Origin of the sequence: Knoellia locipacati (genome assembly GCF_044791685.1) — a bacterium.
GTDB lineage: Bacteria > Actinomycetota > Actinomycetes > Actinomycetales > Dermatophilaceae > Knoellia > Knoellia locipacati_A.
Window position 1 is genome coordinate 1,056,048 of record NZ_CP087730.1, and the last position, 12,709, is coordinate 1,068,756.

Below are 12,709 nucleotides of genomic sequence, written 5' to 3' on the forward strand. Positions count from 1 at the left end.
CGGATGACCGCAGCCCTGGCCGCCGCACTGGCCCTGGCTGCCACCGGCGAGGGCGGCACGAGCACGGACGCCCGCCTCGTCGAGGCCGAGTCCGCCCTGTCCGCACTGCGCGCGATCACACCCGAGGACGACCTCGCCGCCGTGGCGGCTCGACGTGACCCGGGAGACATCCCCCTGCTGGGGACCCCTTTCACCGCGGAGACCTACGCCGCCCTCCTCTGGAACGGCGAGCGGTTCGAGCGTCACCGGGTTCCGTGGCTCGCGCGGTTCCTCTTCCTCGGACGCGTCGTGGGTGGGGATGCCCGGCGTGCCGCGGCGGGGGCCGTGGCAGGTGAGGCGATGCGTACGGCGTGGCCTCCCCCGGGCACGACGTCTCTCGTGGCCGACCTCACCGTCGGTGCGGTGGCCGCGAGCGTCTGCGCCGCGACCGCCGAGGGGCTCGACGTCGACGCGCGGGAACGCGTTGCCGAGCTGGCCGCCTCCCTCATGGTCGTCGCACCTGTCCAGCAGAGCACCGAGCTCGCCGGCCTCCTGGCCGGCCATGCCCTGGCTGCCGGCTGGCTCGCGGTCCGGCTCCACCATTCGCTCGTGACGGCGGCACCGGGCACCAGCGACGAGGTGCTCCTCACCCGTGGAGCGCCATGACCGGCATACCGGTTCTGGTCAACCTCGCCCGACCACGGGGTGAGGTCGACGCGGTCGAGGTGGCCCGGGCCGTACGGCGCGCGTCACTCAGCGGCGTGGGGCTCGCCGACTCCCCCCGCCTGTACGCCGACCCCCTCATCGAGACGACCCGGGTCCTCGCCGCCGACCCCGACGTCCTCGCCGGTCCCTGTGTCCTCTCCCTGCCTCTCATCGGCCCCATCCGCGCCGCCAGCACCTTGGGCACGCTGGCTGACTCGTTCCCCGGACGGTTGACCGCGGTCGTCGGGCGCGGTGAGAGCTCGCTGGCCAACGAAGGGATCAGGCCGCCCGGGCTGGATGCGTATGCCGGGATGCTCGGCGCGCTGCGCCAGCACGTGTCGGCGCGTTCGCCCTCGATGACCCTGCTCGGCGCTGCCTCCGGTCCGAGGACGACCGAGGTCACTGCGCGCGAGCTCGGCGGAGTGCTCCTCGACGTGGGCGTCGATGGTGCCGGCATCGCCGAAGCGATCGCCCGAGCGCGCTCGGCGAACCCACGAGTGGTGGTGTGGGCCTTTGTCCGTATGGCCATCGCTGACGACGCCGCGGAGGCAGATGCAGCCGCGGCGCCGCTGCTCGGATCGTGCGCCGCTCGCATGGCAGCCGCCCCCGACTGGTTCGGTGTCGACGCCGACACGGCCGAGTCGCTCGCCGCACTGGCGAAGCTCCACGACTACCGCCGCCACGGCACAGCCCGTGCCCTCGACCCGGCCGAGCTGAGCGGGAGTGCAGGACTGGGCCCCGCAGCCCAGCTCGTTCGTGAGCGGTTCGTCCTCGCCGGCTCCGAGGCGGTGCTCGAGGAGCGATTCCGCGCCCTGGCCGCCACCGGCGTCGCCGGGCTCGTGCTCGCCGGCGCCCTTCCGGGCGTGGTCACCCGGCTGCCGGAGCTGGGCCGGGCGGCCCGCGTCATCGTCGGCAGCCGGGACACGTCAGGGGTGACCCACCCGTGACATCGTCACCTCACTCCCCAGAGGCGTTCGCCGCGGAGCTCGACGCGCTTGCCACGTTCGCCGTCGACGCCATGGGTTCGGCACTCCCCCCACCCGCCGAGGCCTTCGCGCGCACCCTGCTCCTGGACACGTTGGGGGCGCTGGTCGGGGGCACCAGGTACCCCCAGGTGCAGGCCCTGCGAGAGGGCCTCGGCGCCGGCGACCTCGGTCGTTCGGCGACCTCGTTCCCGGCGCTCATGCGACTCGGAGCCGCCGCGACCTGGCTCGACGCGGACTCCGGCGGGGCCTTCCACCCTCAAGGCCACCGGCTTCCGCCCGTACCGACCGCCCATCCCGCCCCGCACGTCCTTCCTCCCCTGCTCCAGGGCGCCGCTGGCGGCGTCGCGGACGACGAGCTGGTGCGCGTCTTCGCCATCGCCACCGAGATCGGTCTCCGCTTCGGAACGGCGACCTCCCTGCGACCCGGCCTCCACCCGCACGGCCTGCACGGCCCCGTGGCCGCTGCCGTGGCGGCGAGCCTCCTGTGGGGGTACTCGGCTCCGCTGACTGCCGCGGCCATGGCGCAGGCCCTCAGCCTGCCCATGGCTGCCCGCCTGTGGCAGCCGATGGTGGGCGGGACCGTGCGCAACGCCTGGACCGGACTCGGTTCCTACTACGGAGCCCGAGCCGCCGCGGAAGCACCGCACCGCGACGTGCGGGCGGACGACGCGATGCGGGCGCTGCTCGCCGTCGTGACCGACGACGCGGACTTCGCCGACCTCGGCCGCGAGCTCGGCACCCGCTGGGCCTTCCTCGACAGCTACCTCAAGCCCTACGCCTGCGCCCGATGGGTCCACCCCGCCCTGGACGCCCTGAAGGAGTCCGTGGAAGCGCGCCGAGGGGCCGGTCGTCCTGTCGAGGGAGCCGACATCCGACGGGTCGAGGTGGTCACGTTCGCCTACGCTGCCTCCCTGTCGGCGAGCGACGCCCCCCAGTCGGACCTGCAGGCGCGGTTCTCGGTGCCGGTGTGCCTGGCGACGCTCGCCCTCGACGGCGAGCTCCACGCCGCCGGTTTCCTGCCCGACAGGCTGGCGCGACCCGAGGTGTGGGCGCTGGCTCGACGAGTCGACCTGCGTGAGGACAGCACCTTCACCGCCGCTCTTCCCCGCGAACGGCCGACGAGCGTGATCGTGACGTGGACGGACGGGGACGTCACCGCCGCGCACGTGCGTGAGGCCAGAGGAAACCCCGAGAACCCGCTGAGCCCGGCGGAGGTCACCGCGAAGTTCCGTGCCAACGTCGACACCGTTCTCGCACCGAGCCTGGTAGAGGAGTGCGAACGCCTCTTGGTCGGGACCGGAGAGTCGAACGCACTGGCATCCGTGGCGCGAGTGCTGTTCTGATTCGGTGCAGTGTCCTGCACTTGCGCCGCCTTCGACGGCTCCGGCACCAGGCTCAACACCACCGGTAGAAACGACTTCGTCGGGCCCGAGCGCGGAGCCCCTCAAACCACTGCCCCTTCGGTCAGCCCCTTTGATGCCTCGCGAACGCACCGTGCCCCTTGCCCGACGTGTTCACAGACGGGCCAAGTTGCCGAAGTGGTTCTGCCCACGGAAGCGGTCGAGAAGATGCACGCGCTGTTGCACGCAGACCATTACACCCCTGCTGACGTGCGGTGATGCGTCCGACTGAAAATCGGAAGGTCGACGGTTCGACCCCGTCCCTGGCAACCACCACGAAACCGCAGGTATGCCGTCACGGCGCCTGCGGTTTCGTCGTCCCAGCGGCGACCTCCACCCTCGGACCGGATGCCTAGGTGGAGGGCGACATCATCCAGGGGTCACGCAGGTCGTGGTAGGTGACCTCGCCGACCTCCAGCTCGTTCATCTCCTGCATGGTGGCCGCCAGCTCGGCGGGGGGTTCGGTCTGCTCCCCCACCCTGGCCTCGGCCTCCGACGTGAAGGAGATCGCCATGACGTACTCCCCGTCGTCGCGGGACAGCAGCAGCGAGCCGAGGATGTCGGGGCGGAAGCGCGCCCATGCTCCAGGGTCCGCGCTTGCCAGCTCACGCGCGCGGGCGGCGTCGCTGACCTGTCCACGCATGACCTGGACGAACCCTGCGGTGTCCGGGTCGCCGACGAGGTCCTCGTCCACCTCGGTGCTGTCGAAGAAGGTGGCCTCGCCGTCGAGGTTCGCCGCGAGCGAGTCCCACCACTGACCCTGCTCGGGTCGGTCGCTGTTGGCGCGCGCCGCCTCCGCGGACTCGAACCGGGCGAGGGCCACGAGCTGGCCGTCGTCGGTGATCCCGGCCGTCGATCCCAGCCACCCCTTCGCGTCACGCCCGGCTCCCGTCGGCCAGCTCTCGAGCGTGGCGCGGACGGCGTCCGCGTCGGTGACCTTGCCGGTGAACATCTGCACGAACATCTCGACCTCCGTGTGGTTGCTGGTTGCTGGTCCTGGTGACACCCGGCTCCGCGTTCAGTGAGCCGCCTCCAAGGTCGCGGCGGGCTCGGTCTCCTCCCGCGTCGCCGGCGTCGCCGCATCGAGCTCGGCATCCCGCCGCGCGAGCGCGCTCGGCCACCACATGCGTCCCCGCACGTCGAGGTTGAGAGCGGTGACGAGGACCGAACGCACCACCAGCGTGTCGAGCAGCACCCCGAGGGCCACCGCAATCCCGATCTCGGCGAAGGCGACCAACGGGAGGGTCGCGAGCACGGCGAACGTCCCGGCGAGCACGAGACCGGCCGAGGTGATCACCCCACCGGTCGCGGCGAGCCCGACGAGGGCTCCACGGCGGGTGCCGATCTCCTTGGCCTCCTCGTGGACGCGGGTCATGAGGAAGATGTTGTAGTCGATCCCCAGGGCGACGAGGAACACGAAGACGAACAGCGGCAGGGACGAGTCCGCGCCGGCGAAGCCGAACACGTGCCGGAAGAGGAGCGACGAGATGCCGAGCGCGGCCCCGAAGGACAGCACCACCGTGCCGATGAGGATGAGAGGGGCGGTGATGGCGCGCAGCAGCAGGACGAGGATCAGCAGCACGACCACGAGGATGAGCGGGATGATCCGCACGTTGTCGTCGGCGGCGGCGCGGAGAGTGTCGGCACGGGTGGCGGTGTCCCCACCTGCGATCGCATCCGCACCGGGCAGATCCGCGATCGCGTCCCGGATCCGGTCGATGCTGTCCGTGGCCGCGTCCGAGTCGGGGGCATCGGCGAGGGTCGCCTGCAGGAGCGCTCGCTCACCCCGCGTCACCGGCTCGGCCACCGAGTCCACGCCGTCCACCCCCTCGAGCGTGGTCCTGACCTCGCCGGCCACCCCGGCGTTCGCCAGCACGAGCACCGGCGAGCCGGCACCTGCGGGGAAGTGCTTCGCCAGGACCTCCTCCCCCACCACGGACTCCGGCGTGTTGTAGAAGGAGTCCTTGTTCTCCAGGCCGGTCGCGTTGAGCTGAAGGACACCGAGGGACGCCACCGCCAGCAGGACCGACGTCACGACCCAGGTGCGCCGCGGTGCGCGAGCGATGCGAGCGCCGATCCGGGCCCACAGCCCATCGCGCGTGTGGTCGTTCGAGCCGTACGACGGACGGACCGGCCAGAAGATCCAGCGCCCGCAGACGACGAGGATCGCGGGCAGCAGAGTGAGCATGACGAGCAGCCCGACCGCGACACCGATCGCCGCCACTGGCCCCAGGCCCTTGGTGGAGTTCATCGTCGCGACGAGCAGGCAGAGCATGCCGGCGATGACGGTGGCGCCGGAGGCGACGATCGCGGGCCCCGCACGGTGCAAGGCGAACGCCATCGCCTCGTGGCGGTCCTCGTGCCTCCTCAGCTCCTCCCGGTAGCGGGCGACCAGGAGCAGGGCGTAGTCGGTCCCGGCACCGAACACGATGACGGTGAGGATGCCCGAGCTCTGCGCGTTGACGGTGAGGGTGTCGTCCCTCGCGAGGAAGTAGATGACGCCCTGGGCGACGAAGAGGGCGGTGCCGGCCGAGACCACCGGGACGAGCCACAGCACCGGGCTGCGGTAGGTCAGCAGCAGGATGACGATGACGACACCCATGGCGGAGTAGAGCAGCTTGCCGTCGATCCCGGCGAACGCCTCCGAGGAGTCCGCCGCGAGGCCAACAGGGCCGGTGACGTGCATCGAGAGCCCGACCGGGCGGTCCTGGGCGACGGCCCTGAGGTCCCCGACCGTCGCGCCGAGCGAGTCCCAGCCCTCCTCGCCCGCGTCGACCGGGACGATCACCTGGAGGGCCTCGCCGTCCTGCGAGGGGATGGGACCGATGACGTCGGTCCGGACCTCCTCGATGGCGCCGAACTCGGCGGCATGGGCTCCCACCGTCTCCATGTCAGCCGGCGTAAGGCCGCCGGGCCGCTCGTAGACGATGACCGCCGGGAACTCGTTCTTGCTCCGGAACGCCTCGATCTGCCTCACGACCTGCGTGGACTGCGCGTCCTCGGGCAGCCAGGCGACCGCCTCGTTGTTGAGGACGTCCGGCAGCCTGCTCGACGGCCCGAACGCGGCCGCCAGCACGAGCACCCAGAACACCACGACGAGCCACTTGGTCCTCCGGGACGCCGGGAACCAGGCCAACCGACCTACGTCCGCGATCCGTGTCTGCGCCACCGCCATCGCCCTTCTGCCGCGGCGCCGCCCCTGCCTGCCCGGCGCACACTCGTTCCACGTTAGGGCGGCCTCCTCGGCCCGACAATGGTCGTTTCGGCAAGATGAGGGGGCCGTCGGGGGCCCCTCCGGACTGGCCCGGACCGAGGGGACCTTCGGGCCTTGTCCCGTCGCGAGACCCTTCGCAGGCTGGCTGCATGAGCACGACAGGGACACGCGGCGCGCCACGGGCAGGCTCCGTGGAGCGCATCAGCGCCGGTGACGCGCTCCAGCTGGCCACGGATGTCGGCCCGGTCCCCATGAACATCGGCGCGGTCCTGACCCTCGGTCCGGGGACGACCGTCTCCGACGTCGTGCGAACCCTGCAGCGGCGCGCGGGCACCATCCGCCGGCTGCGCCAGGTCCTCGTCAGGCCGCCACCTGGGCTCGGCCGTCCCTACTGGACCGATGCCGCGGCGTTCGACGCCCGGTCTCACGTGACGACCCAGGACGGCCTCGGGCCCGGGGAGGTTGACATGGACGCGCTCCTGGCGATCGCCGTCGACGCCGTGACGCGCCCGCTGACCCGGGCGCTCCCGCTGTGGCGTGCGGTCGTCCTGGGCCGGCAGGACGGGCAGGCAGTGGCCGTCGTCGTGGTCCTTCACCACGTCCTGACCGACGGGATCGGAGGTCTCACGGTGCTCGACCAGCTCGTCGACGGTGATGGACCGGCGACCCGCGCGCCGGGAGCCTCACGCGGAGCGAGACCCGGCATACCCGATCTCCTGTCCGACCGCCTTCGCGAGCTCGCGCGCAGCGTGTGGGGGGTGCGGTCGACCCTGTCCAGCATGCGTCAGGGAGGAGCGGAGCTGGGACCGCGCCGAGGGCGGCGAGCCCCGACCATCTCGTTGAACCGGCCGACCGGCCACCGGCGGCGCATCTCCGCCGTCACCGTCGACGTGAAGAGCGTGCACGCCGCTGCTCGCAAGAACGGTGCCACCGTCAACGACGCCGTCCTCGTCGCCGTGACCGGCGCCATGGCGGAGGTCCTCCGCATGCGGGGCGAGCACGTGCGGGAGCTCGTCGTCTCGGTGCCCGTCTCCGCCCGCGCGCGCACCACCGTCGGTGAGCTCGGGAACCAGGTGGGAGTCATGCCCGTCCGCGTGCCGCTCTCGGGGTCGGCCACCGAGCGCCTCGAGGCAGTCGCTCGGCTCACCCGGGTCCAGAAGACGCGGACCCGCGGGGCCTCCGCTGCGCTCATCGGGCCGGCCTTCCGGCTGGTCGCCGCGACCGGCCTCTTCACCCGGTTCATCAACCGCCAGCGGCTCGTCAACTCGTTCCTCACCAACCTGCCCGGTCCGCGGCGCGAGCTCACCCTCGCGGGAGCGCCGATCCGGGGGATCGTCCCCGTGACGACGACGGCCGGCAACGTCGGGGTGTCCTTCGCTGCGCTGTCGTATGCCGGGTCGCTCACCGTCGTCGCGATGACCGACCCCGACGTGGTCCCGGAGCTCGGGTTGATCGTGACGTCGCTGCGACGTGAGCTGCGTGCCCTGGTCGCGGAGGTCGCCGTCCCCGGCGACGCTGAGCGAGATCGCGAGTCGAGAGGGGACCAAGGACCCTGAGCCTGGGGCGCGCCGCGGCTCCACCCTTGCGTCATGAGCACCCTCACGTGCTTCGGGGTCATGGCGGCCCCGGACTCCCCCGTGGTCTCGCGTAGAGGTCGAAGGTCCCTACCGAGAAGCTGATCCCGGGAGCACGGTGGGGGGTGGGAGAGCCATCCCGCAACCGAAGGTCGTGATCCACGATGGCGTCAACCACCCACGCCCCCATCCCCACCGCCTATCCCGTGCACGTCGATGCCGTCGACCAACCCGCAGTCTCGAGATGGCTGTGGCTCGTCAAGTGGCTCCTCGCCATCCCGCACTACGTCGTCCTGATGTTCCTGTGGGCGGCGTTCGTCGTCCTCAGCGTCGTCGCGCTCTTCTCGATCCTGTTCACCGGGCGCTACCCACGCGCGATCTTCGACTTCAACGTCGGTGTGCTGCGCTGGTGGTGGCGGGTGACGTACTACTCGTACGGCGCCCTCGCCACGGACCGCTACCCACCGTTCACCCTCGCCGACGACCCGAGCTACCCCGCGCACCTCGAGGTCGACTACCCCGAGCACCTGTCGCGAGGGCTGGCCCTGGTCAAGTGGTGGCTGCTCGCCATCCCCCACTACCTCGTCGTCGCCGTGCTCGTCGGCGGTGGGACGGCCGTCGCCTGGCAGGCCGACGACAACACCCGTTGGGCCTTCGGCGGAGGCCTCGTCGGACTTCTCGCGATCGTCGCGGCCGTCGTCGTCGCCGTGACCGGCGCCTACCCGCGTCCGCTGTACGACCTGCTCCTCGGCCTCAACCGCTGGGTCCTGAGAGTCGCGGCGTATGCCGCGTTGATGACGGACGAGTACCCGCCCTTCCGGCTCGATCAAGGACCCCACGAGCCCGGCGGCCGGATGGTCCTCCCCGCACCCGCGCCCCCGGCACCCGGGTCGGCCGCACCCGGCCGTGGAGTCACCGGACCTGCGGTCGCGGGGCCTCTCGCACCGGCCGCACCACCACGGACCCGAGGAGGGTGGGGCGCCGGCTCCGTCCTCAGCGTCGTCGTCGGCTGCGTCGCGGCCCTGACGTCGCTGGCCCTCGTGACCGGGGGTGTCGCCACCCTCGTGGCCGACAGCGTGGCTCGCGACGACGACGGCTACATCGTGTCGCAGGCCGAGAGCTTCACGAGCGAGGGCAGCGCGGTGCTTTTCAGCGACCTCGAGCTCGACACCGCGGGAGCGAGCTGGGTCCCCGAGCGGCTCATCGGTGACGTGCGCGTCACCGTCACCACCGTCGGCGCCGACGAAGCCTTCTTCGGCATTGCCCCCGCCATCGACGTCGACGCCTACCTGGAGGGCGCGGGCTACACCGTCGAGCAGGGGCCCGGACTCGCACCCCGAGAAGTCGTGGGTTCGACCGAGCCCGGCGCCCCGACGGCGGAGTCCTTCTGGGAGGCCTCGGCGAGCGGCCCCGGCACCCGGGAGCTCACGTGGTCGCCCCGCGACGGCAGCTGGTCCGCGGTGCTCATGAACGCCGACGGCAGCACCAACGTGACGGCAGACGTGGCCATCGGAGCCACCCTGCCGTGGTTGACGCAGCTCGGGGTGGGCCTGCTCGTCGCCGGCCTGGTGCTCGCACTGGGCAGCGTGGCACTCATCGTCCTCGCGCTGCGCCACGTCGGGGCAGGAGCGAGGGCCTGAGATGACCGTCGCCACACGTCAGGGCCCGGCACCCGGGCCATGGGTTCGATCCCGGGCAGCGTCCCGGAGCTGGGAGAGGTGGACGAGATGACACACGCATGGGTCGTCTACGAGTCGATGTTCGGCAACACGCGCGAGATCGCGCAAGCGGTCGGCGAGGGACTGCGGGAGAACGCTCAGGTCGAGGTGCACGAGGTGTCGACCGCGACGCCCGTGCCCGCCGACCTCGACCTCCTCGTCGTGGGTGGCCCCACCCACGCCTTCGGGATGAGCCGGGCCTCCACCCGGGAGGACGCCGCCACCAAGGCGCACCGCCCGGTCGAGTCGCCCACGATGGGCCTGCGCGAATGGCTGGGCGAGCTCGGCAGCGACAGGGCTGGCACGGCATACGCGACGTTCGACACGAAGGTGAACCACCCCCGGCTCCCCGGCTCCGCCGCGAAGAAGGCCGCCAAGCGGCTGCGCAAGCTGGGAGCGAGCCAGTCCGCGGACCCGACGTCGTTCTGGGTCGAGGGCACCGAGGGTCCGCTCGTCGACGGTGAGCTCGACCGGGCCCGCACGTGGGGTCGCTCGCTGGTACGCGGATGACGGGTGTGACTCCTGCCGTCGTCGTCGAGGACCTGCACAAGGACTACGGCGAGTTCGCTGCTGTCGACGGGCTGTCGTTCACGATCGGGCACGGTGAGGTGTTCGCCCTGCTCGGTCCGAACGGCGCCGGCAAGACCACCACCGTCGAGATCCTCGAGGGGCACCGCCGCCGGAGCTCCGGACGGGTCGAGTGCCTCGGGGTCGACCCGGAGACCGGCGGCCGGTCGTTCCGCGAGCGGGTCGGGATCGTGCTGCAGGACGCCGGGTTCGACGAGGACTTCACGGTCCGCGAGCTCGTCCGCCTCTACGGCGGGATGTACCCACGACCTCTGGGGACCGAGGAGGTCATAGCCCAGGTGGGCCTCGACGACAAGGCGGACGCCCGGGTCAAGACGCTGTCGGGTGGCCAGCGCCGCCGGCTCGACCTCGCGCTCGGGCTGGTCGGCGACCCCGACCTCATCTTCCTCGACGAACCCACGACCGGCTTCGACCCCGCCGCACGACGCCAGGCCTGGGGCCTCATCGAAGGCCTGCGGACCCTGGGCAAGACGGTCCTGCTCACCACGCACTACCTCGACGAGGCCGAGCACCTGGCCGACCGGGTCGCGGTCATCGTGCGGGGCCGGCTGGTCGCGATCGGGACGCCGGCCGAGATCGGCTCGCTCCAGCGCGACGCCGTCGTGTCGTTCCGGCTGCCCGGGGGCGTCGACGTCGCCTCGCTGCCGGACCTCGGTGCCACCCCGGTCGCCGAGGGGGCCGACTGGCTGCTGTCGACGGCGACACCCACCGCCGTCCTCCATGCGCTCACGACGTGGGCGCTCGAGCGGGGTGTCGAGCTGCCCGCCCTGACGGTGCGACGGCCCTCCCTCGAGGACGCCTACCTCGCCCTCATCGGGTCGACCGAGCCGGAGCCCGACCTCGTCACGAGCGACAGCGCGGGACGGGTCTCGACGTGAGCACCACTGTGGCAGAGGGCATCCGACCGTCCGACTGGAGCATCGTGCGCTCACAGGTCCGCTACGCGACGACCGAGTACTGGCGCGCTCGCCTCGTCCTCATCTTCAGCCTCTTCATCCCGCTCACCTGGCTGCTCGTCATCGGAGCGGTCGCGGGGAACGACGTGCTCGACGGGACCGGCGGGCTCCGCGTCATGCAGTTCGCGACGCCGGTCGCCCTCTCGATGGGAGCGCTGTATGCCGCCCTCCCGACGACCGCGAGCACGCTGGCACACGCGCGGGAGACCCGGGTGCTCGTCCGGCTGCGGGGCACGCCGACGCCGATGTGGGCCTACCTCGCCGGCCGTGCCGTGGGGGCGAGCGTGTTCGCCCTCATCTCCATGGCGGTGGTGCTCGTCGCCGCAGTCGTCGTGCACGACGTCCGGGTCGTGGCGTCGACGCTGCCGGCGACGCTCGTGACCCTGACGCTCGCCCTCGTCTGCTACGTCGTCGTCGGCCTCGCCCTCGCCGCGTGGATCCCCTCCGGCTCGACGGCACAGGCCGTGTCGATCGGCGCGGTCGTGATCCTCTCGTTCGTGTCGGGGCTCTACACCGGCTTCGGCTCGCCCCTCCCCGAGGCGCTCGACCGCACCGCGGCGCTGTTCCCGGTCAAACCGGTCACCGAGGCGCTGCAGGACCAGTTCAACCCCGTGCTCCCGGGCGCCGGGCTGGACCTGTCCCTGCTCGTGGTCCTCGCGGTGTGGACTGTGGCGGCCGGAGTCCTCGCGGCGCGGGGCCTGTCGCGCGAACGTGCTGGCCTGCCGTGGTCACGGCGGCCGCACCGCCCTGCAGGGCCCGGCTCGGTCCAGGCGGGAGAGGCGGCCCGCGTGGCGGCGGCGGCGCCCGTCGGGAGAGGGCGCCGGCGACGGTCCGGCAGCGCGGCCTCGATGGTGGCGGACCAGGTGCTGGCCGGCCTCCGGCTCACGTGGCGGGACCCCGGCGCCGTCTTCTTCGCGGTCCTCGTGCCCGTCGGCCTCTACGCGTTCCTCTCGACCATGACGGGCGACCCCTCGCTCGCCAGTGGGGTGCCCCCCACGACGCACCATGCCGCGAGCATGATCGCCTGGGGCGTGGGCGTCACGGCCTTCATGAACCTGCCGGAGTCGGTGGCGCAGGCCCGTGACCGTGGAGTGCTCAAGAGGCTGCGCGGGACCCCGCTCTGCCCCCTCCAGCTCCTCGTCGGCCGCGTCGTGACGACCGTCCTCGTCAACCTCGCCCTCGCCGCGCTCATCCTCACGCTCGGGGTCGTCGCCCTCGACCTCTCGCTCACGGGCGCGGGCGTCCTCGTGCTGGTCGTCGTCATCGTGGTCGGCACCCTCAGCCTCGCGGCGGCGGGCTTCCTCCTCGCCACGGTCGTCCCCGGCGCGCGGGCCCTGGGTGCCGTCGCACTCGTCGTCCTCCTGCCCCTGGCCTTCGTGTCGGACGTCCTGCTCACGGGAGGACCGGAATGGATGGGCACCGTGGGTTCGGCGTTCCCGCTCCGGCACCTCCAGCACGCGCTCGTGGCCGCCCTCGACCCCGGCGGTGCGGCGGTGCCGTGGGTGGCGATCGGGGTCATGCTCGCGTGGATGCTCGCGGCGGGCGCTGCTGCCGTCCGGTGGTTCCGCTGGCAGGCCGACCCGGCCTGA

General features: G+C 72.2%; 10 protein-coding genes. 8 read left to right on the plus strand and 2 right to left on the minus strand.

What is annotated here, in order from left to right:
* Positions 1–3: 3 nt before the first annotated feature.
* Genes LL946_RS04935 through LL946_RS04945 form a run of 3 tightly spaced genes read left to right on the plus strand, consistent with a single transcriptional unit; the run spans position 4 to position 3,013 of the window.
* The gene (locus LL946_RS04935; RefSeq protein WP_404385372.1) at positions 4–645 is read left to right on the plus strand and encodes a hypothetical protein; all 642 of its coding nucleotides are present in this window, start codon (positions 4–6) and stop codon (positions 643–645) included.
* Positions 642–1,631: an LLM class flavin-dependent oxidoreductase gene (locus LL946_RS04940; protein ID WP_404385374.1), complete on the plus strand. Its 990-nt coding sequence runs from the start codon at positions 642–644 to the stop codon at positions 1,629–1,631. Before LL946_RS04935 ends, LL946_RS04940 begins: the two co-directional genes overlap by 4 nt.
* Positions 1,628–3,013 carry an MmgE/PrpD family protein gene (locus tag LL946_RS04945; RefSeq protein ID WP_404385376.1) on the plus strand — a complete coding sequence of 462 codons (1,386 nt, stop codon included), beginning with the start codon at positions 1,628–1,630 and terminating at the stop codon, positions 3,011–3,013. The genes LL946_RS04940 and LL946_RS04945 overlap by 4 nt, the downstream gene beginning before the upstream one ends.
* A gap of 409 nt (positions 3,014–3,422) precedes the next feature.
* Here the strand turns inward: LL946_RS04945 and LL946_RS04950 are convergent, their stop codons facing one another.
* Both LL946_RS04950 and LL946_RS04955 read right to left on the minus strand, forming a co-directional pair.
* Positions 3,423–4,076, minus strand: a complete 654-nt coding sequence (locus tag LL946_RS04950) for a hypothetical protein (RefSeq protein WP_404385377.1) — start codon at positions 4,074–4,076, stop codon at positions 3,423–3,425.
* Between the two features lie 12 nt (positions 4,077–4,088).
* The gene (locus LL946_RS04955; RefSeq protein ID WP_404385379.1) at positions 4,089–6,239 is read right to left on the minus strand and encodes an MMPL family transporter; all 2,151 of its coding nucleotides are present in this window, start codon (positions 6,237–6,239) and stop codon (positions 4,089–4,091) included.
* A gap of 194 nt (positions 6,240–6,433) precedes the next feature.
* Between LL946_RS04955 and LL946_RS04960 the strand changes: the two genes are divergently transcribed.
* The 5 genes from LL946_RS04960 to LL946_RS04980 all read left to right on the plus strand — a co-directional run bounded on the left by LL946_RS04960 (position 6,434) and on the right by LL946_RS04980 (position 12,709).
* Positions 6,434–7,840 carry a wax ester/triacylglycerol synthase domain-containing protein gene (locus LL946_RS04960; RefSeq protein WP_404385381.1) on the plus strand — a complete coding sequence of 469 codons (1,407 nt, stop codon included), beginning with the start codon at positions 6,434–6,436 and terminating at the stop codon, positions 7,838–7,840.
* A gap of 182 nt (positions 7,841–8,022) precedes the next feature.
* Positions 8,023–9,498, plus strand: coding sequence for a DUF4389 domain-containing protein (locus tag LL946_RS04965; protein ID WP_404385383.1), 1,476 nt, complete (start codon positions 8,023–8,025; stop codon positions 9,496–9,498).
* An 87-nt stretch (positions 9,499–9,585) separates the two neighbouring features.
* Positions 9,586–10,086, plus strand: a complete 501-nt coding sequence (locus tag LL946_RS04970) for a flavodoxin family protein (RefSeq protein WP_404385385.1) — start codon at positions 9,586–9,588, stop codon at positions 10,084–10,086.
* The gene (locus tag LL946_RS04975) at positions 10,083–11,042 is read left to right on the plus strand and encodes an ABC transporter ATP-binding protein (protein WP_404385387.1); all 960 of its coding nucleotides are present in this window, start codon (positions 10,083–10,085) and stop codon (positions 11,040–11,042) included. The genes LL946_RS04970 and LL946_RS04975 overlap by 4 nt, the downstream gene beginning before the upstream one ends.
* A complete protein-coding gene (locus tag LL946_RS04980; protein WP_404385389.1) occupies positions 11,039–12,709 on the plus strand; it encodes an ABC transporter permease in 1,671 nt (556 codons plus the stop codon). The genes LL946_RS04975 and LL946_RS04980 overlap by 4 nt, the downstream gene beginning before the upstream one ends.

Bases quoted from the DNA above. Each gene is read 5' to 3' on its own strand.
- LL946_RS04965 (WP_404385383.1), top strand. From the start codon at position 8,023: ATGGCGTCAACCACCCACGCCCCCATCCCCACCGCCTATCCCGTGCAC.
- LL946_RS04960 (WP_404385381.1), top strand. From the start codon at position 6,434: ATGAGCACGACAGGGACACGCGGCGCGCCACGGGCAGGCTCCGTGGAG.
- LL946_RS04975 (WP_404385387.1), top strand. From the start codon at position 10,083: ATGACGGGTGTGACTCCTGCCGTCGTCGTCGAGGACCTGCACAAGGAC.
- LL946_RS04970 (WP_404385385.1), top strand. From the start codon at position 9,586: ATGACACACGCATGGGTCGTCTACGAGTCGATGTTCGGCAACACGCGC.
- LL946_RS04935 (WP_404385372.1), top strand. From the start codon at position 4: ATGACCGCAGCCCTGGCCGCCGCACTGGCCCTGGCTGCCACCGGCGAG.
- LL946_RS04940 (WP_404385374.1), top strand. From the start codon at position 642: ATGACCGGCATACCGGTTCTGGTCAACCTCGCCCGACCACGGGGTGAG.